Below are 17,380 nucleotides of genomic sequence, written 5' to 3' on the forward strand. Positions count from 1 at the left end.
GATCGTTTGAATTCTTGTGCTGCCGCGTGTATTCAGGCAAACCGTACCTTTCCGCCAACCGTTTCAGGAGTGTTTCATGGCCAGCTACCAGGCGCCGCTGCGCGACATGCGCTTCGTGCTCAACGAGGTTTTTCAGGCTGGTGAGGAGTGGGCCGCGATGCCCGCAACCGCCGAGCTCACCCCCGACCTTGCCGAGGCCATCCTGGAGGAAGGAGCGCGGGTCACCCAGGCCGAGCTGTTTCCGCTCAACCAGAGCGGCGACGCCGAAGGCTGTCGCTTCGAGGCGGGCCGGGTCACCACGCCCAAGGGCTTCAAGGAGGCCCAGCGGACCCTGGCCGAGGGGGGCTGGTTCGGCCTGGGCGGCAACCCCGACTATGCCGGCCAGGGGCTGCCCAAGCTGCTTACCGTGGCCTTCGAGGAGATGCTCTACGCCAGCAACGCCAGCTTCGCGCTGTACCCGGCATTGAATACCGGGGCGGCACTGTTGCTCGACCACCACGCCTCCGAGCCGATCAAGCAGCGCTACCTGCCGAAGATGTACGCCGGCGAGTGGCTGGGCACCATGTGCCTGACCGAGCCGCACTGCGGTACCGACCTGGGCTTGATCAAGACACGGGCCGTGCCCATCGGCGACGAGCGCTATGCGATCAGCGGCAGCAAGCTATGGATCACCGGCGGCGAGCACGACCTGGTCGACAACATCGTCCACCTGGTGCTGGCCAGGTTGCCCGATGCGCCGGAGGGCACGCGGGGCATCTCGCTGTTCCTGGTGCCCAAGCGCAAGGTCGCCGAGGATGGCGCACTGGGCGATGTCAACGGCGTCAGTTGCGGCGGTCTGGAGCACAAGATGGGCATCAAGGGCAGCGCGACCTGCGTGATGCATTTCGACCAGGCCCAGGGCGTACTGATTGGCGAGCCGCACCAGGGCCTGGCGACGATGTTCACGATGATGAACTACGAGCGGCTATCGATCGGCATCCAGGGGCTGGGGCTCGGCGAGGTAGCCTACCAGAGCGCCATGGATTTCGCCCGCGAGCGCCTGCAGAGCCGCGCGCCGGGCGGCGCTCGATATCCCCAACAGCCCGCGGACCCGATCCTGGTGCACCCCGACGTGCGGCGCATGGCGCTCAACGTGCGTGCCTGGAACGAGGGCGGGCGCGCCTTTGCCGCCTGCGTGGCGCAGCAGCTCGATCGTGCCAAGTTCCATCCCGATGGGGCGGTACGTGACGAGGCCGAGGCGCTGGTCGCACTGCTCACCCCGGTGGCCAAGGCGTTTCTCACCGATCGTGGCTTCGAGTCGACGGTCGAGGCTCAGCAGATCTACGGCGGCAGCGGCTACTGCGTGGAGTGGGGGGCCGAGCAGTACGTGCGCGATGCGCGTATCGCGATGATCTACGAAGGCACCAACGGCGTTCAAGCCATGGACCTGATAGGGCGCAAGCTGGCCCGTAACCGCGGCCGCTATCTGGTGCAATTCGTCGCGGCCATGCGCGAGGATCTCGGCGAGCGTGCCGGGCCCGACTTGCGCGATTCGCACACGCGCATCTCGCTGGCGCTGGTGCTGCTCGAGAACGTCACTACCCGCGTGCTCGGGCGGAGCGAGAAGCACCCCGATGAGCTCGGCGCGGCGGCGGTCGACTACCTCAACCTGCTCGGCCACGTCGCCTACGCCTGGATGTGGTGGAAGATGATGCGTGCCGCACAGCGCGGGCTGGGCGAAGACGGCGGCGTCGGCGAGCGCTTCTACCGGACCAAGCTGGCGGTCGGCCGTCACTACCTGACACGCATGTTGCCGCGTATCGAAGCCCTGGAACGACAGATCGAGGCGGGCGCCGAGGAATTGATGAATCTGGCCGAAGAGGACTTCTATCCCGAATGATGAGCTTGAAAGTACAGGATACGACCCCGGCCTCTTGAGGCCGGTTTTTTCAATTGCCCGAATTGATGCATCTGATGGGCAGGTTGTCGTCGTGGTGGTGCATGAAAGAGGTGCGTTGAACAACAATGGTGCATGGAAGAAAAGGGGGTGAGCGGCATATATTGTATAAGATACTGATTAATAGGGTAAATAAGCGAAATAAACTAGGTTGGCACATGCCTTGCGAGGGGTAACGCGACGTTATTCGGTGTCGTGGATACCTATAACAATCATTCGCAAGGAGATTGCCGTGAAAAAGCTGAATGTTTCCCTTCGTTGGTTGGCTGGCGCCTCGCTGGTGTCCCTGGGCATGTCCTTCCCCGCTTTCGCCCAGCAAGACACCATCAAAGTGGGGATCCTGCACTCTCTTTCCGGGACCATGGCGATCAGCGAGTCGACGCTGAAGGATGAGCTGCTGATGCTCATCGAACAGCAGAACGAAAACGGCGGGTTGCTGGGCAAGCAGCTCGAACCGGTGGTGATGGACCCGGCCTCGGACTGGTCGCTGTACGCCGAGCAGGCACGCGACATGTTGACCGGGGACGACCGGGTCGACGTGATCTTCGGCAACTGGACCTCGGCGTCGCGCAAGGCGGTTCTGCCGGTGGTCGAGGAACAGAACGGCTTGTTGTTCTATCCCGTTCAATACGAAGGTGAAGAGTCTTCCGAGAACATCTTCTATACCGGCGCGGCGCCCAACCAGCAGGCGATTCCCGCGGTCGACTACCTGATGAGCCAGGGCGTGGAGCGCTGGGCGCTGCTGGGTACCGACTATGTCTATCCGCGCACCACCAACAAGATTCTCGAGGCGTACCTCAAGGATCACGGCGTCGCCGACGACGACATCATGATCAACTACACGCCGTTCGGTTTCAGCAACTGGCAGTCGATCGTCGCCGAGGTCAAGGATTTCGGCAGCCAGGGCAAGAAGACCGCCGTGGTCTCGACCATCAACGGCGATGCCAATGTGCCGTTCTACACAGAACTTTCCAACCAGGGCATCAGTGCCGCCGACATTCCGGTCATGGCCTTTTCGGTGGGTGAGCAGGAACTCAGCGGCATCGATACCGGACCGCTGGTGGGGCATATGGCGGCCTGGAACTACTTCATGAGCGTCGACAGCGACGCCAACTACGACTTCATCGACAACTGGATCGACTACACCGATGACGAGAACGCCGTCACCAACGACCCCATGGAGGCCCACTACATCGGCTTCAACATGTGGCTGGAAGCGGTGCGCAAGGCCGGTACCACCGATGTCGACGCGGTCAAGGAAGCGATCATCGGCGTCAGTGTGCCCAACCTGTCCGGCGGCTACGCAACGATGATGCCCAACCACCATATCACCAAGCCGGTGATGATCGGCGAGATCCAGGATGACGGTCAGTTCAGCGTGGTCTGGGAAAGTGCTGGCACCATTGCCGGCGACGCCTGGTCCGATTATCTCCCCGAGTCGCAGAACCTGATCAGCGATTGGCGTACCCCGCTGCGCTGCGGAAAGCTCAATGTCGACACCATGACCTGCGAAGACGGCGCCGAGTAAGCACGCCCATGGCAAGCGACCTGCGCCTTGCCGTTTCCTTCACGTCAAGGCGCCCTGAAGAACGGGGCGCTCCCGAATCGTGCGCCGCGACCGTCGCGGCGCGAGAAGGAATCCTTCGATGACGCCAACTCACGCGAAGATGCGACCTGGCATCGTGATCGGATCGCAAGCCAGCACCGGTCTTCGGCGTTGCCTGACGGTCGTGGCCGTACTGCTGGTGTGGCTTGTCGGCGTCTCGCCGGTGCAGGCCGAGGTGACGCCACAGCGTGCCCAGGCCCTGCTGCAGGCGCTGGACACCGACGACTTCGATGCCAAGGCCGAGGCCGCCCAGGCCATCGCCGCCAGCGACGCCGCCCAGAAAACGCGCTGGCTCGAGGCCTTGCTCGACGGCCGTCTGGGACGCGAGCGTCGCGGCGAACGTTTTTACATCATCACCGATGATAGCGGCCGCGAATGGCCGATCATCGATGCCATCACCTTCGAGGACGCCGGCACCGGCTCCCGTCGCCGCGTCGATGCGTTTCGCATCAACAACGCGATGCGTACCCAGTTGCAGGGCCTGATCGCCTCGCTGTCGCTCGACGCGGGCGACGAGGCGACCCGTCTCGATGCCGCCAAGCGCTTGATCGGCGAGGTCGATGCGCAAAGCGTCGACGCGGTCGCTGCACAACTCGACGACGAGGAGAGTTCCGCGGTACGCGCCGAGATCGAAACCGCGCTGGCGCTGTATCGCGTGGAGCAGGGCGATGCCGCGGTCCTGGCGACCCTGCGCGGCAATCTCGACACCCGCGTGCGCAATTCGCTCTCTACCATCGCCGCCAGCGACGCCCCGATCGCTGCCCAGGCCGGCGAGACGCTGGCCGGCATCGAGAGCAAGCGTGCCTGGTACGAGCGCGGCCAGACGCTGTTCTTCGGCTTGAGCGCGGGGTCCGTGCTGGTGCTGGCGGCGATTGGCCTGGCGATTACCTTCGGGGTGATGGGGGTGATCAACATGGCGCACGGCGAGCTGATCATGCTGGGGGCCTACACCACCTGGATGATCCAGCAGGTTCTGCCCGGGCAGCCGGGGCTGGCCTTGTTGCTGGCGATCCCCGGCGGCTTCCTGGTGGCGGGCGCATTCGGGATTCTCATCGAGCGCAGCGTGATCCGCTTTCTCAAGGGGCGCCCGCTCGAGACGTTGCTGGCGACCTTCGGCATCAGCCTGATTCTGCAACAACTGGTGCGCACGGTGTTCTCGCCGCTCAATCGGCGCGTGAACTCGCCGGACTGGCTGCAGGGCGCATGGCAGGTCAACGAGGCCTTGTCGCTGACCCTCAACCGCCTGGGCGTGCTGCTCTTCTGCCTGGTGGTGTTCGCCGCGCTGTGGGCGCTGATGCGCTACACCCGGCTGGGGCTGGAGGTGCGCGCGGTGACCCAGAATCGTGCCATGGCACGCTCGATGGGCGTGCGCGCCGCGCGGGTGGACATGCTCACCTTCGGCCTGGGCGCCGGGGTCGCCGGGCTGGCGGGCGTGGCGCTGTCCCAGATCACCAACGTGGGGCCCAACCTGGGGCAGAGCTATATCGTCGACTCCTTCCTGGTGGTGGTCTTCGGCGGCGTCGGCAATCTGTGGGGCACGCTGGTCGCCGGCATGTCGCTGGGGGTGATCAATCAGGTCCTGCAGCCCTGGGTCGGTGCCGTGCTGGCCAAGGTGATCGTGCTGATCGGCGTCATCCTGTTCATCCAGAAACGTCCGCAGGGCCTCTTCGCGCCCAAGGGGCGGACATCATGAGTCTCGCCACGATGTTCAAACGCAATTCCTTGCTCGATGAGCGCTCGACCTGGATCACCAGCGTCGTGCTGATCGTCGGCATGCTGGCGGTGGTTGTGCTCCATGCCTTGCCGCCGGAGCATGCCTGGCACCTGGACGGTTCCGTCGTCTCGCTGCTGGGCAAGTATCTGACCTACATGCTGCTGGCGCTGGCGGTGGATTTGATCTGGGGCTACCTGGGCATCCTGAGCCTGGGCCACGGGGCCTTCTTCGCCCTGGGCGGCTACGCCATGGGGCTCTATCTGACCGCGCAGCAGGCACCGCTGGCGCCCTGGCAGGGTGTCTTGGCCCACTTTCCCGTGGCGGCGCTCGCCGTGGTTCTGGCGCCGGGGCTGCTGGCGCTGATCTTCGGTTGGCTGGCGTTTCGCTCGCGGGTCACCGGCGTGTACTTCTCGATCATCACCCAGGCGCTGACCTTCGCGCTGATGCTGGCCTTCAACCGCAACGAGATGGACATGGGCGGCAGCACCGGGCTGACGCGGTTCGATGAGCTGCTGGGCTTTTCGCTCGCCAGCGAAGGCATGAGCGTGGCGTTGTTCGTGGCCTCGGGCGTGGCCGTGCTGCTGGCGTTCTGGGGCTGCAAGGCGGTCACCCGGTCACGGCTCGGGCGGGTGTGCATGGCCACCCGGGACGCCGAGGCACGGGTGCGCTTCATCGGCTATCGCGTCGAGCATGTCAAGCTGGCGGTGTTCGTGCTGTCGGCGATGATCGCGGGCATTGCCGGGGCGCTCTACGTGCCACAGGTCGGCATCATCAACCCGAGCACCTTCGCGCCGCTGTTCTCCATCGAGGTGGTGGTGTGGGTCGCATTGGGCGGCCGCGCCACGCTTTACGGCGCGCTGCTCGGCGCGCTGGTCGTCAATTATCTCAAGACGCTGCTGACCGGGGTGATGCCCGACGCCTGGCTGTTCCTGCTGGGGGGCTTGTTCGTGGTGGTCACCCTGTTCCTGCCGCAGGGTGTGGCGGGCTTGATGGCACGCCTGCGTCGGCGCCGGGAGGTGACCGCATGAGCATGATGGATTCGCAGCGCATGCAACGCCTGCGCGAGTTCGCGCGTCCCGATCGCGTCTTCGACTTCATGGCGCCGGCGGATTCCCCCGTCGACGTGCGTCACGGGCCGATTCTCTACCTCGAGGATGTCAGCGTGAGCTTCGACGGCTTCAAGGCCATCGACGATCTCAACCTGACCATCGACGACGGCGAGCTGCGCTGCATCATCGGTCCCAACGGCGCCGGCAAGACCACCATGATGGACATCATCACCGGCAAGACGCGTCCCGATCGCGGCCAGGCCTGGTTCGGCAGCCGCCATAACCTGTTGCAGATGGACGAACCGCAGATCGCCAACCTGGGGATCGGCCGCAAGTTCCAGAAACCCACCGTGTTCGAGGCGCTGTCGGTGAGCGCCAACCTCGAGCTGGCGATGGCCGGCGACCGGCGCGTGTGGAAGACCTTGCTGGCCCGGCTCGACCACGAGGGGCGCGAGCGTATCGACGAGGTCATGGAGACCATCGGCCTCAGTGCCGAGCGCGAGCGGCTGGCCGGCGTGCTCTCGCATGGTCAGAAGCAATGGTTGGAGATTGGCATGTTGCTGATGCAGCGCCCGCGCCTGCTGTTGGTCGACGAGCCCGTGGCGGGCATGACCGAGCCGGAAATGCACCGCACGGCGGAGTTGATGACGCGCCTGGCCGGCCAGCAATCGGTGGTGGTGGTCGAGCACGACATGGGCTTCGTGCGCTCCATCGCGCGTACCGTCACCGTGCTGCACCAGGGCAGCGTGCTCGCCGAGGGCAGCATGGACGAAATCGCCAACGACCCGCGGGTGATCGAGGTCTATCTGGGTGGTGACGCGTCGTCCAACGCGCGGGAGGGAGAGTGATGCTCAGCGTCGACACGCTCAACCAGTATTACGGCGAAAGCCATATCCTGCGCGATCTCTCGCTGGAGGTGCCGGCGGGGCGCTGTACCTGCGTGATGGGCCGCAACGGCGTGGGCAAGACCACGCTGCTCAAGGCCATCATGGGCGAAGTGGCGGTGCGCGCCGGTCAGCTGAATTTCGCCGAGGAGAACCTGCTCGAGCGGCGTCCGGAGAGCCGCGCCGACCTGGGCATCGGCTACGTGCCCCAGGGGCGTCAGATCTTCGCCACGCTGAGCGTGGAGGAGAACCTGCGCATCGGCCTGCCGGCACGGCGCAAGCGTGTATCAGGCGAGGCGGAGCGAGGCATTCCCGAGCGTATCTACGAACTCTTTCCGGTACTCAGGGAAATGCGCCACCGGCGGGGCGGCGATCTGTCCGGCGGCCAGCAACAGCAACTGGCGATCGGCCGGGCGCTGGTGATCGAGCCGCGCCTGTTGATCCTCGACGAACCCGGCGAGGGCATCCAGCCCAACATCGTCGCGCAGATCGGCGAGGTGCTGCGTCGGCTCAACCAGGAGGACGGGCTCACCGTATTGCTGGTCGAGCAGAAGCTGCCGTTCGCGCGCAAGTACGCCGACCGCTTCACGATCATGGACCGGGGACAGACGGTCGCCGGCGGCGAGATCGGTGAACTCGACGATGACCTGATCAAACGGCACCTGACGGTATGACGGACTTGTCTGTTCCCGGCCATGTGGCGTCTCCCGGCGAATCACCGGGCAAGACGCCATCCGGCGATTCGGGGCATCGCTTCGACACCCGGCGTCATTGGGCGGCCTGCTTGTCGCTGGCCTTTCGCGCCCGCGATGAACGCACGCGCATGACCCACGCGCGCCACCACGGCCCCCTGCGCGTGCAACGGCCGTTCTATCCCGAAACGGACCATGTCGCCGACTCTCGCTACGCAACGCCTTGCCATGTGTATCTATTGCACCCGCCGGGCGGACTGGTCAGCGGCGACGAGCTGCGCATCGACATCGAGGCCGAGCGCGGCGCCCATGCCCTGTTGACCACCCCGGCGGCGACCAAGCTGTATCGCGCCGATAGCCATGGCGTGTGCTGGGGGCAGCACACGCACCTGACCGTGCGGCCCGGCGCGCTGCTCGAATGGCTGCCGCAGGAAACCCTGTGTTTCGACGGCGCGCGTGGCGTACAGAGCACGACGCTGGATGTGCAGGGCGATGGGTGCTGCGTGGGCTGGGAAGTCCTGGCGCTGGGACGCCCCGCCAGCCAGTTGCCGTTCGCCAGCGGGCGGGTCGAGCAACGCTTCGCGTTGACGCGCGACGGATGCCCGCTATGGATCGAGCGTCAACCGCTCGATCCCATGCATCCGCGCTTCCACGGCCATTGGGGGCAGGGCGGCAGTACGGTACAGGCGACGCTCTGGGCAGTGGGGCTCGACGACCCTGCGGCGGCGGTGGATGCCCTGCGGCAGCGATTGCCGGCGTCGCGGCACTGGGCGGTCACCCAGCGCCGCGACGTGCTCCTGCTGCGCTACCTGGGCGATGAGCGCAATGCCGCCTGGGAAATTTGTCAGCAGGCATGGAAAGTGCTGAGGCCCTGGCTCTGCGGGCGCGAGGCATGCATGCCGAGAATATGGATGACGTAGCGGCACTTAGTGCCGGCCACGAGCTACGGGCAACGAGCTGCGAGCTAGAATGCTGCCGAAGCCCGAAGCCCGAAGCCCGAAGCCCGAAGCCCGAAGCCCGAATTCATGAAGAGAGAGTTGCCGATATGGAACTGACCCCGAGAGACAAGGACAAGCTGCTGCTGTTTTCCGCCGCGCAGCTTGCCGAACGCCGCCGCGACCGTGGTCTCAAGCTCAACTACCCCGAGGCGGTGGCCTTGATCAGCTTCGAGATCCTGGAAGGCGCCCGCGACGGCAAGAGCGTCGCCGAACTGATGAGCGCCGGGCGCGAGATCCTGACTCGCGACGAGGTGATGGAAGGCGTGGCCGAGATGGTCGACGACGTACAGATCGAGGCGACGTTTCCGGACGGTACCAAGCTGGTCACGGTGCATTCGCCCATTGTGTAAGGAGTTGTCGATGATTCCCGGTGAATACCAATTGCAGGACGGCGAGATCGAGCTCTGCGCGGGGCGCGAGCGGATCACCGTCATGATCGCCAATACCGGCGACCGGCCCATCCAGATCGGTTCGCACTACCACTTTGCCGAGGCCAATCCGGCCTTGATCTTCGACCGCGACAAGACGCGCGGTTATCGCCTCGACGTGGCGGCGGGCACGGCGATTCGCTTCGAGCCCGGCCAGCGTCGCGAGGTGACCCTGATTCCCTTTGTCGGCAAGCGCCACATTTATGGGTTCCGCGGAGAGGTCATGGGGCACCTGGATCAGGGAGATAAATCATGAAGATCACGCGTCAGGCCTATGCCGACATGTACGGCCCCACCGTGGGGGATCGTGTGCGACTCGGCGATACCGAGCTGTGGATCGAGGTCGAAAAGGACTTCACTCACTATGGCGACGAGGTCAAGTTCGGCGGCGGCAAGGTGATTCGCGATGGCATGGGGCAGAGCCAGCGCCTCGACGAGGCGGTGATGGATACCGTCATCACCAACGCGCTGATTGTCGACTGGTGGGGTATCGTCAAGGCCGACGTGGGGCTCAAGCAGGGCCGTATCGCGAGTATCGGCAAGGCCGGCAACCCGGACACCCAGCCGGATGTCGACATCGTCATCGGCCCGGGGACCGAGATCATTGCCGGCGAGGGCAAGATCCTCACCGCCGGGGGCATCGACGCGCATATTCACTTCATCTGCCCGCAGCAGGTGCAAGAAGCGCTGATGAGCGGCGTGACCACCATGCTCGGCGGTGGCACCGGCCCGGCCACCGGTTCCAACGCCACCACCTGCACGCCGGGCGCGTGGCATATCGGCAAGATGCTGCAGGCCGTCGATGACATGCCCATGAACATCGGCTTTCTCGGCAAGGGCAATGCCAGCCTGCCCGAGGCGCTGGAGGCGCAACTGGAGGCCGGCGCCATGGGTCTCAAGCTGCACGAGGACTGGGGCACCACGCCGGCCTCCATCGACAACTGCCTGAGCGTCGCCGAGCGTTTCGATGTGCAGATCGCCATCCACACCGACACGCTGAACGAGTCGGGCTTCGTCGAGGATACCCTGGCGGCGTTCAAGGAACGCTGCATTCATACCTACCACACCGAGGGCGCCGGGGGCGGTCATGCACCGGACATCATCACCGCCTGCGCCAAGTCGTACGTGCTGCCGTCATCGACCAATCCCACGCGCCCTTACACCGTCAATACCATCGATGAACACCTCGACATGCTGATGGTGTGCCACCACCTCGATCCCAACATTCCCGAGGACGTGGCCTTCGCCGATTCGCGCATCCGCCGCGAGACCATCGCCGCCGAGGACATCCTTCACGATCTGGGCGTGATATCGATGATCGCTTCGGACTCCCAGGCCATGGGGCGGGTCGGTGAGGTGATCTGCCGAACCTGGCAAACCGCCCACAAGATGAAGGTGCAGCGTGGCTTGCTGCCGGAAGACACCCAACGCGGCACCGACAACTTTCGCGCCAAACGCTACATCGCCAAGTACACCATCAATCCGGCGATCACTCATGGCATCGCTCATGAGGTCGGCTCGGTGGAGGTCGGCAAGCTGGCCGATCTGGTGCTGTGGGAGCCGGCCTTCTTCGGCGTCAAGCCGGCCATGATGCTCAAGGGCGGGATGATCGCCGCGGCGCCCATGGGCGACCCCAACGCCTCGATCCCCACGCCGCAGCCGGTGCATTACCGGGCCATGTTCGGCGCTCTGGGCCGCGCGGCCAGCCGTACGCGCCTGACCTTCGTCAGCCAGGCCGCGCTGGATGCCGGCATCCGCGAGCGCCTGGGACTGCAGAGCGAGCTGCTGGCCTGCAGGGACGTGCGCGGCGTGCGCAAGGCCGACATGAAGCTCAACGGGGTCTGCCCCCATCTCGAGGTGGACCCGCAGACCTACGAGGTGCGTTGCGATGGCGAACTGTTGACCTGCGAGCCGGCGACGGAACTGCCGCTGGCCCAGCGTTATCACTTATTTTAAAACCATCACGGCTGAAGTTCTTGGTGGGAGGGAACTTGTTCCCGATCGGTTTCGGCTGCCCTAATCGCGAATAAATTCGCTCCCACACTGACCTGCGTGCTGAGGTGAAACATGTTGAAACTGATTGAACGCCTGGGGCCGATAGATGAAAGCGCGGCGAGCGACACCCTGACGCTGCCGTTCGAGGCGCGGATGCGCGGTCGGCTCAAGGCGGTCAGCGATGCCGGCCGCGAGCTGGGACTGTTCCTCGAACGTGGCCCGGTGCTGCGCGATGGCGAAGGGTTGCGTGCCGAAAGCGGCGAGGTGATTCGGGTCAGGGCGGCCGACGAGCCGGCCGTGACGGCGCGCATCGAAGGCACACTGGCGCTGGCACGGTTGTGCTATCACCTGGGCAATCGTCACGTGCAACTGGCCATCGGCGGCGACGAACGCTCTTCACGAGATCAGGGCTGGGTGCGCTTCCCGCCGGACCACGTGCTCGAGGAACTCGCCGAGCGCCTGGGGGCGACGCTCGAGCATCACCAGGCGCCATTCGACCCCGAGCCGGGCGCCTATTCGCAGGGTGAAGATCATTCCCACGGACATCGACATTCCCACGGTCATAACCACGATCATGGCCAGTCACATAGACACGACCACGAGCCCGGCCATGCCCACTGAGTCCAGCCAGGCCGGCAGTGACGACCTGGCCCTGCTGGGCCTGCTGCAACTGGTCAGTCCGGCGCTGCCGATCGGCGCGTTCGCCTGGTCCCAGGGGCTGGAAAGCGCCTTCGATCTGGGCTGGGTGAGCGACGAGGTGACCCTCGGCGAATGGCTGGCAGGCGTGCTCGAGGATGGCCTGACCCGTTGCGACCTGCCGGCACTGGCGCGCCTGTACGACGCCTGGCAGGCCGGCGACGCAGACGCCCTCGCCGCATGGAACGCTTGGCTGCAGGCCAATCGCGAGACCGCCGAGCTGGCCGCCGAGGACTTCCGGCTCGGTGAGGCCATGGTGCGCCTGCTGCATTCGCTGGATCGGCTGCCGCTGGCGCCGTCGCTGCCGTCCCGCCCGACTTACGCCGCGACGTTCGCGCTCGCCAGTTGGCAGCGGGGTATCTCGGTCCGTGACAGCCTGCTCGGCTTCACCTGGGCCTGGCTGGAAAACCAGCTGGCGGTGGCCTGCAAGGCCCTGCCGCTGGGGCAGACCAGCGCCCAGCGGCTGATCGAGCGCTTGCGACCGCAGCTGGTGGCGGCAGTCGACACGGCCCTGGCGCTGGAGGACGAGGAGCTGGGGCCGGCATTGCCGGGGCTAGCCTTGGCCAGCGCCCATCATGAAACCCAATATTCGCGGCTATTTCGTAGCTGAGCGGTCATTTAAGGAAGGAGTAACGCCATGAATCATTGCTTGCGTGTGGGTGTCGGCGGCCCGGTAGGCTCCGGCAAGACGGCCCTGCTCAGGCAGCTCTGCCTGGCACTGCGCGACCATTACGATATTGCGGTGGTCACCAATGACATCTACACCCGCGAGGATGCCGATTTCCTGCTCAAGCACGATGCGCTGGCCGCGGACCGTATCCTAGGCGTCGAGACCGGCGGCTGTCCGCATACCGCGATTCGCGAAGATGCCTCGATGAACCTCGCTGCCATCGACGATCTGCACAGCCGCCATCCCAATCTGGAGCTGGTATTGGTGGAATCCGGCGGCGACAACCTCTCGGCGACCTTCAGTCCCGAGCTGTCCGACCTGACCCTGTATGTGATCGACGTCTCCGCCGGCGACAAGATTCCGCGCAAGGGCGGGCCGGGCATCACCAAGTCCGACCTGCTGATCATCAACAAGATCGACATCGCCGAGTACGTCCACGCCTCGCTGGAGGTGATGGACCGCGACGCATGCAAGATGCGCGGCGAGCGACCGTTCGTATTCGCCAATCTGCACGACGGGGTGGGGCTCGAGACCATCATCCGATTCATTCTCGATCGCGGCATGCTGCCGGAGCGCCGTCCGGACGTGCGTGCCGTCAGCTGATCCCCTTTTATACCGTTCAGGAGAGTGTCATGTCTCATTCTTTGCCTTCGCGAACAAGCTCCTTGCCCTTGCGGGAGCGAATTTATTCGCGATGGCGGCGGGCACTGTACCTCCCCGGCCATGCCGGGCGCCTGCGGCGCCAATCGCGAACCAGTTTCCTCCCACCGGCGTCCCCATGCTCCAGTGGGCCATCCAGGCTGGTTTGCGTGGGAGGGAGTTTATTCCCAATAGCGGGGTCTTGACGTTTCACGCTGATCCGCGAAGAACCAAAAAAGGACCGCCATCAGTGGCGGTCCAGTACGCAGGGAACTATCGGAGATGCGAACACGAGGTAGTCGCTGGCCCGAAGGCCCGGAATGGGCATGCCTCGTCGCCTTGGCGTAGACGCGGCCACCCCGATGGCATGCCCTATCGATGACGCAGCATGCTGGATAGGTGGCATCCTTGCCGGGGAATCCTTTCCCTAGACACCCTTCCTTGCCCGAAGGCGGTGCCGTCTCATCGCAACCTAAGTCACACATCGCATTGAGTGAGTCACGAAGAGCCAGGCTTGCTACGCGGGCGTAGCGTGCCCGGCGCCCAGTTGCTCACTCGCTAAAAACTTAGCCATAAGCGTGCCATCTATTTTAATTCAATTTAAATACAGTGGTTTATAAAAACCATCCAGGCCCGCGCAGGTCGTTGGCTGGGCATCCATCGGCTGAGCTTTTATTAAGCGTTGCTAATATCTGACGCTCACCATGAACGCGGCGTTAACGTTAGTCTAATCAGCGCTCTACAGCGTCTCTTAATGGCGACAAAAAGGATAATTGCCGGATAAGTCAGCATTTGTGGATCCCCTGAGGCCCACGTACACTGGCGAAACAAGGCGCGACGCTGGCGGTTCAAGGAGAGAGTCATGTTCAGAGACGATGTGCCAGGATGCGGAGTCTACAGGCATACCGATGGCCGGCTGGTCAAGCAGAGCAATACGTTGGCCGAGCTACTTCATGGCGATCGTGCTAGCGCGCCGCAAACACTCGAGAACCTTCTTGACGAAGCGGGCTACACGGCCTATGAAACCGTCCAGGGCGTCTATACCGTCTATGCGCCGGTGGAAGACACCGTGCTGGGCGATGCTTTTCGACATGCATTGGAGGGCGTGCGCTATCTGATTCAGGTCGATACCGATCCCAAGTCGCACTTCTTCGTGCTGGTCGACGACAGCCTGGCCGACTATCTCGGTGTGCTTGCGCTGCTGCAGCCATTGGCCATTCACAAGCGCATGGCAGCGGAGCCTCTCCAACCTGTGGGCGAGGCATGAGCCCACGATGCCCTCTGATCGACAGTCTGGATCGCTTCTGACGATGCTGGCAGCCCCTTTCAGCAAGCTCCGCGCTCTGGCATCGCGCTCTATCCTGGCGAGACGCGTCGTTCGCATCATCGCTCGTTGCGGTTATGTCGCCAAAGGCGTGGTCTATATGATCGTCGGCGTCCTGGCGTCGCTGGCTGCCGCCGGGCTGGGTGGCAGCAGTGTCAACACCAAGCAGGCGATCACCCAGCTGGCTAGTCAGCCATTCGGTGGTCTCATGCTGGCATTGCTCAGCCTGGGCCTGCTCGCCTACGCCGTGTGGCGTCTGCTACAGGCTCTGATCGACACCGAGAATCTGGGCTACGGAGTGCGTGCCATTGCGGCGCGTCTGGGGTTTCTGGTCAGCAGCGGTATTTATAGCGGCCTGGCACTTTACAGCTTCAACCTGCTGCGCAACGCCGCCACCGGTAATACCTCGCCAACCGGTCGCACGGCCGAATTGATGAGCCATCCCGGAGGAATCTATCTGGTCTTCGCAGTGGGTGTGGTCTTTTTCGGGGTTGGCGTGCGCCAGATCGTTCGTGCAGTCAAATGCTCATTTCTGAAGAATTGGCACATGCGAGAGATGAACGAGCGTCAGCGCAAACTTGCCAAGTGGGCCACACGCATGGGGCTGACGGCCCGCGGCATCGTGTTTCTGCTCATTGGGCTGTTTCTCTGTCTGGCTGCCTGGCAGTCCGACCCTAGCGAAGCGGAAGGGTTGGGTGGCGCTCTGGCGACGTTGGCTCAGCAGCCGTTGGGTCCCTGGCTGTTGGGTATCGTCTCGCTGGGTTTGGTCGCTTATGGCATCTACTGCTTCATCAATGCGCGTTTCCGTGACGTCAGTGCCTGACAAGTAAACAACGGAGTGCGGGGTTTCTGTTGGCCTGCATGCAGTGCTCCGTCGGTTCAGCCATAGACTCTCTCGTCGAGCCAATTGCCGCAGCGCGCTTGTACGCCGGCCCAATCGCGGCCGATCTGACATACGAAGAGCGAATCGTGAGCGCCGATATGCGGATGGAGGCGTTCGATCAGAGCGGCAGCCGTGGCATCGGCCTCTATGAGTACGCTGCAGTCGACCGCCGTGGCATTGGGAAAGGATTCCAACAGATCATGGAATGCGTTGTAGGCGATGGGTAGGTGTAATTCATACGTTATTAAATAGACTGCCATAACTGCCCTGCGTAGTGGGTGAATTTATATGGCAAGCGCTAACGTAATTAATCATTGCTTAAAAAACAATAGTTTGATTCGGCCATCTGATGGTGAGCTCTCGGTTCTAACTCATGTCTTGAAGCGCGACGCCCCAGGCGGCGATCAGCGCGGTGGCGCTACGCGTAGCGCACTCGACTGCGCCTGACACATAGCCGAAGCGCAGCCGGTAGGTTTATCTCGTGGGCGTATTGCTGCCTGGCGGTGGGCCCTTGCGATTCTGATACTTGCTCCATAACTGCCTTGCCGTGCGCTTGGCCTTCTCGCGGTTCTGAGGATTCCTGAGCCAGTTGGCAACGGCTGCGCCGAGCATGCGTTTCATGGCTATCTCCTTGATGCGATGCCTGTACATAACCATATGGAGGCTTTGCGGGTCTGCGTCAAGCGCTATTCGATTGCCTGAATAGAAACAAGGGGAGAGGGGAGAGCGTTAGCTGGCCTCGTCCGTGCTCAGGAGTGCATGGGGACTTGGCGGGGACTGAGAATGCCAAGTTCTGAGATAGGTAAAGGCTCTGGTAAAGCGGCCTGCAGGCCCATAGATGGTGCGGATGGGGAGACTCGAACTCCCACGCCTCTCGGCACTAGAACCTAAATCTAGCGTGTCTACCTATTCCACCACATCCGCAAATAGGGGGCAGGAAACGCCCGTATTGTACGGGCCGCGTCGGCCAAGTCAATTGCCGTTCCGCGCGGCTAGCGTGACGCGGGAGGATGGCGCGGTTAAGGTCATCACAGGCTTGCGAGCAATTAGTGATCTTTTGTTCATGATGAAGTTGACAGAGATGGCGGGGCGCATGGGTCCGAAGCCAGCCCTGGTTGTTAACCAGGTTGACAAGATGCTGCGTCGCGCCCTGCCCGGGCGCTGTGCGTTCTGCCTGGCGCGCTGCATGCCGAACGTCCCATGGTGCGGGCCCTGCCTGGCGGTGCTGCCGTGGAACCGGCATGCCTGTGTGCAATGCGCCGAGCCCTTGCCGGAAGCGTCTCCGCGCTACTGCGGGCACTGCCTGCGGCGTCCTCCAGCGTTTGCCGTTGCGCGCATCGGCCTGCGCTACGAAGACGAGATCGCGCTGCTGCTGCGTCGCTTCAAGTTCGGCTACGACCCGCGCGCGGGCAACTTGCTGGTAAGCCTGATGAACGAGTCGTTGGCGGGGCTCGAAAGGGAGCAATTGCCTGAACTGTTGATCGCTCTGCCGCGCCATCGTCAGCGTGCCCGGGAACAGGGCTTCGATCCGGGCCCCTGGCTGACCGAGCGCCTTGCCGCGCGGCTGGGATTGCCCTGGTACCAGCCGCGCCGGCTGCACGCCACGCCCTCGCAGCGCGGCCTTGACCGCCTGGCGCGACGGCGCAATCTCAAGGGCGCCTTCGCGGTCGAGACCGCATTGCCCGAGCGGATTGCGCTGGTCGACGACGTGATGACCACCGGCGCCTCGCTCGACGCGCTGGCCGTGGCCTGCCGCGGCGCCGGGGCTCGTCATGTCGAGGCCTGGGCAGTGGCGCGCACGCCGCTCGGTCATTGAGTGGCTGCGCTGACGTTGATGGGTGGCGATCTGCTAGCATGCGGGCATCG

Annotated in this window: 18 protein-coding genes and 1 tRNA gene; 16 read left to right on the top strand and 3 right to left on the bottom strand. The window is 63.9% G+C overall.

Annotation, left to right across the window (positions count from 1 at the left end; translation table 11 throughout):
* Nucleotides 1–76 precede the first annotated feature (76 nt).
* The 15 genes from K7I12_RS06820 (at nucleotide 77) to K7I12_RS06890 (ending at nucleotide 15,454) form a co-directional block, all read left to right on the top strand.
* Complete coding sequence (locus tag K7I12_RS06820) at nucleotides 77–1,879, top strand: acyl-CoA dehydrogenase C-terminal domain-containing protein (protein ID WP_031382909.1); 1,803 nt, start codon at nucleotides 77–79, stop codon at nucleotides 1,877–1,879.
* Nucleotides 1,880–2,228: 349 nt separating this feature from the next.
* Nucleotides 2,229–3,464, top strand: a complete 1,236-nt coding sequence (gene urtA, locus K7I12_RS06825) for an urea ABC transporter substrate-binding protein (protein ID WP_231663711.1) — start codon at nucleotides 2,229–2,231, stop codon at nucleotides 3,462–3,464.
* Between the two features lie 118 nt (nucleotides 3,465–3,582).
* Nucleotides 3,583–5,235 (top strand): urea ABC transporter permease subunit UrtB, encoded by a 1,653-nt coding sequence (gene urtB, locus K7I12_RS06830; protein WP_231663647.1) that lies wholly within the window; start codon nucleotides 3,583–3,585, stop codon nucleotides 5,233–5,235.
* The gene (gene urtC / locus K7I12_RS06835; protein ID WP_031382912.1) at nucleotides 5,232–6,284 is read left to right on the top strand and encodes an urea ABC transporter permease subunit UrtC; all 1,053 of its coding nucleotides are present in this window, start codon (nucleotides 5,232–5,234) and stop codon (nucleotides 6,282–6,284) included. The genes urtB and urtC overlap by 4 nt, the downstream gene beginning before the upstream one ends.
* Nucleotides 6,281–7,153, top strand: coding sequence for an urea ABC transporter ATP-binding protein UrtD (gene urtD, locus K7I12_RS06840; protein WP_231663651.1), 873 nt, complete (start codon nucleotides 6,281–6,283; stop codon nucleotides 7,151–7,153). The genes urtC and urtD overlap by 4 nt, the downstream gene beginning before the upstream one ends.
* The gene (gene urtE / locus K7I12_RS06845) at nucleotides 7,153–7,863 is read left to right on the top strand and encodes an urea ABC transporter ATP-binding subunit UrtE (protein ID WP_231663653.1); all 711 of its coding nucleotides are present in this window, start codon (nucleotides 7,153–7,155) and stop codon (nucleotides 7,861–7,863) included. Before urtD ends, urtE begins: the two co-directional genes overlap by 1 nt.
* Complete coding sequence (locus K7I12_RS06850; RefSeq protein WP_231663655.1) at nucleotides 7,860–8,801, top strand: urease accessory protein UreD; 942 nt, start codon at nucleotides 7,860–7,862, stop codon at nucleotides 8,799–8,801. The genes urtE and K7I12_RS06850 overlap by 4 nt, the downstream gene beginning before the upstream one ends.
* Before the next feature lie 125 nt (nucleotides 8,802–8,926).
* The gene (locus tag K7I12_RS06855) at nucleotides 8,927–9,229 is read left to right on the top strand and encodes an urease subunit gamma (RefSeq protein WP_031382916.1); all 303 of its coding nucleotides are present in this window, start codon (nucleotides 8,927–8,929) and stop codon (nucleotides 9,227–9,229) included.
* 10 nt (nucleotides 9,230–9,239) lie between these two features.
* The gene (locus K7I12_RS06860; protein ID WP_031382917.1) at nucleotides 9,240–9,563 is read left to right on the top strand and encodes an urease subunit beta; all 324 of its coding nucleotides are present in this window, start codon (nucleotides 9,240–9,242) and stop codon (nucleotides 9,561–9,563) included.
* Nucleotides 9,560–11,263, top strand: coding sequence for an urease subunit alpha (gene ureC / locus K7I12_RS06865; protein ID WP_031382918.1), 1,704 nt, complete (start codon nucleotides 9,560–9,562; stop codon nucleotides 11,261–11,263). The genes K7I12_RS06860 and ureC overlap by 4 nt, the downstream gene beginning before the upstream one ends.
* 111 nt (nucleotides 11,264–11,374) lie before the next feature.
* Entirely contained in the window at nucleotides 11,375–11,923 is a 549-nt protein-coding gene (gene ureE, locus K7I12_RS06870; RefSeq protein WP_031382919.1) for an urease accessory protein UreE, read from the top strand.
* Entirely contained in the window at nucleotides 11,913–12,608 is a 696-nt protein-coding gene (locus K7I12_RS06875; RefSeq protein ID WP_031382920.1) for an urease accessory protein UreF, read from the top strand. Before ureE ends, K7I12_RS06875 begins: the two co-directional genes overlap by 11 nt.
* A 27-nt stretch (nucleotides 12,609–12,635) precedes the next feature.
* Complete coding sequence (ureG, locus tag K7I12_RS06880) at nucleotides 12,636–13,271, top strand: urease accessory protein UreG (protein ID WP_031382921.1); 636 nt, start codon at nucleotides 12,636–12,638, stop codon at nucleotides 13,269–13,271.
* 898 nt (nucleotides 13,272–14,169) lie between these two features.
* The gene (locus K7I12_RS06885; RefSeq protein WP_031382922.1) at nucleotides 14,170–14,574 is read left to right on the top strand and encodes a hypothetical protein; all 405 of its coding nucleotides are present in this window, start codon (nucleotides 14,170–14,172) and stop codon (nucleotides 14,572–14,574) included.
* Nucleotides 14,575–14,581: 7 nt separating this feature from the next.
* Complete coding sequence (locus K7I12_RS06890) at nucleotides 14,582–15,454, top strand: DUF1206 domain-containing protein (RefSeq protein ID WP_231663657.1); 873 nt, start codon at nucleotides 14,582–14,584, stop codon at nucleotides 15,452–15,454.
* Between the two features lie 56 nt (nucleotides 15,455–15,510).
* On the opposite strand, the gene K7I12_RS06895 is transcribed toward K7I12_RS06890, so the two are convergent.
* The 3 genes from K7I12_RS06895 to K7I12_RS06905 all read right to left on the bottom strand — a co-directional run bounded on the left by K7I12_RS06895 (nucleotide 15,511) and on the right by K7I12_RS06905 (nucleotide 16,438).
* Complete coding sequence (locus tag K7I12_RS06895) at nucleotides 15,511–15,774, bottom strand: hypothetical protein (RefSeq protein ID WP_150113077.1); 264 nt, start codon at nucleotides 15,772–15,774, stop codon at nucleotides 15,511–15,513.
* 214 nt (nucleotides 15,775–15,988) lie between these two features.
* Complete coding sequence (locus K7I12_RS06900; protein WP_201448173.1) at nucleotides 15,989–16,135, bottom strand: hypothetical protein; 147 nt, start codon at nucleotides 16,133–16,135, stop codon at nucleotides 15,989–15,991.
* A 218-nt stretch (nucleotides 16,136–16,353) separates the two neighbouring features.
* Nucleotides 16,354–16,438: transfer RNA gene (locus K7I12_RS06905), tRNA-Leu, on the bottom strand.
* 211 nt (nucleotides 16,439–16,649) lie between these two features.
* Between K7I12_RS06905 and K7I12_RS06910 the strand changes: the two genes are divergently transcribed.
* Nucleotides 16,650–17,330, top strand: coding sequence for a ComF family protein (locus tag K7I12_RS06910; protein WP_231663659.1), 681 nt, complete (start codon nucleotides 16,650–16,652; stop codon nucleotides 17,328–17,330).
* Nucleotides 17,331–17,380 lie beyond the last annotated feature (50 nt).

Origin of the sequence: Halomonas sp. IOP_31 (assembly GCF_021151495.1) — a bacterium.
In the GTDB taxonomy this organism is placed as follows: Bacteria; Pseudomonadota; Gammaproteobacteria; order Pseudomonadales; family Halomonadaceae; genus Modicisalibacter; species Modicisalibacter zincidurans.

What these genes read in the sequence shown, in the direction of transcription:
- K7I12_RS06820 (WP_031382909.1), top strand. Translation starts at nt 77, where the DNA reads ATGGCCAGCTACCAGGCGCCGCTGCGCGACATGCGCTTCGTGCTCAAC.
- urtA (WP_231663711.1), top strand. Translation starts at nt 2,229, where the DNA reads ATGTCCTTCCCCGCTTTCGCCCAGCAAGACACCATCAAAGTGGGGATC.
- urtB (WP_231663647.1), top strand. Translation starts at nt 3,583, where the DNA reads ATGACGCCAACTCACGCGAAGATGCGACCTGGCATCGTGATCGGATCG.
- urtC (WP_031382912.1), top strand. Translation starts at nt 5,232, where the DNA reads ATGAGTCTCGCCACGATGTTCAAACGCAATTCCTTGCTCGATGAGCGC.
- urtD (WP_231663651.1), top strand. Translation starts at nt 6,281, where the DNA reads ATGAGCATGATGGATTCGCAGCGCATGCAACGCCTGCGCGAGTTCGCG.
- urtE (WP_231663653.1), top strand. Translation starts at nt 7,153, where the DNA reads ATGCTCAGCGTCGACACGCTCAACCAGTATTACGGCGAAAGCCATATC.
- K7I12_RS06850 (WP_231663655.1), top strand. Translation starts at nt 7,860, where the DNA reads ATGACGGACTTGTCTGTTCCCGGCCATGTGGCGTCTCCCGGCGAATCA.
- K7I12_RS06855 (WP_031382916.1), top strand. Translation starts at nt 8,927, where the DNA reads ATGGAACTGACCCCGAGAGACAAGGACAAGCTGCTGCTGTTTTCCGCC.
- K7I12_RS06860 (WP_031382917.1), top strand. Translation starts at nt 9,240, where the DNA reads ATGATTCCCGGTGAATACCAATTGCAGGACGGCGAGATCGAGCTCTGC.
- ureC (WP_031382918.1), top strand. Translation starts at nt 9,560, where the DNA reads ATGAAGATCACGCGTCAGGCCTATGCCGACATGTACGGCCCCACCGTG.
- ureE (WP_031382919.1), top strand. Translation starts at nt 11,375, where the DNA reads ATGTTGAAACTGATTGAACGCCTGGGGCCGATAGATGAAAGCGCGGCG.
- K7I12_RS06875 (WP_031382920.1), top strand. Translation starts at nt 11,913, where the DNA reads ATGCCCACTGAGTCCAGCCAGGCCGGCAGTGACGACCTGGCCCTGCTG.
- ureG (WP_031382921.1), top strand. Translation starts at nt 12,636, where the DNA reads ATGAATCATTGCTTGCGTGTGGGTGTCGGCGGCCCGGTAGGCTCCGGC.
- K7I12_RS06885 (WP_031382922.1), top strand. Translation starts at nt 14,170, where the DNA reads ATGTTCAGAGACGATGTGCCAGGATGCGGAGTCTACAGGCATACCGAT.
- K7I12_RS06890 (WP_231663657.1), top strand. Translation starts at nt 14,582, where the DNA reads ATGCCCTCTGATCGACAGTCTGGATCGCTTCTGACGATGCTGGCAGCC.
- K7I12_RS06895 (WP_150113077.1), bottom strand. Translation starts at nt 15,774, where the DNA reads ATGGCAGTCTATTTAATAACGTATGAATTACACCTACCCATCGCCTAC.
- K7I12_RS06900 (WP_201448173.1), bottom strand. Translation starts at nt 16,135, where the DNA reads ATGAAACGCATGCTCGGCGCAGCCGTTGCCAACTGGCTCAGGAATCCT.
- K7I12_RS06910 (WP_231663659.1), top strand. Translation starts at nt 16,650, where the DNA reads ATGCTGCGTCGCGCCCTGCCCGGGCGCTGTGCGTTCTGCCTGGCGCGC.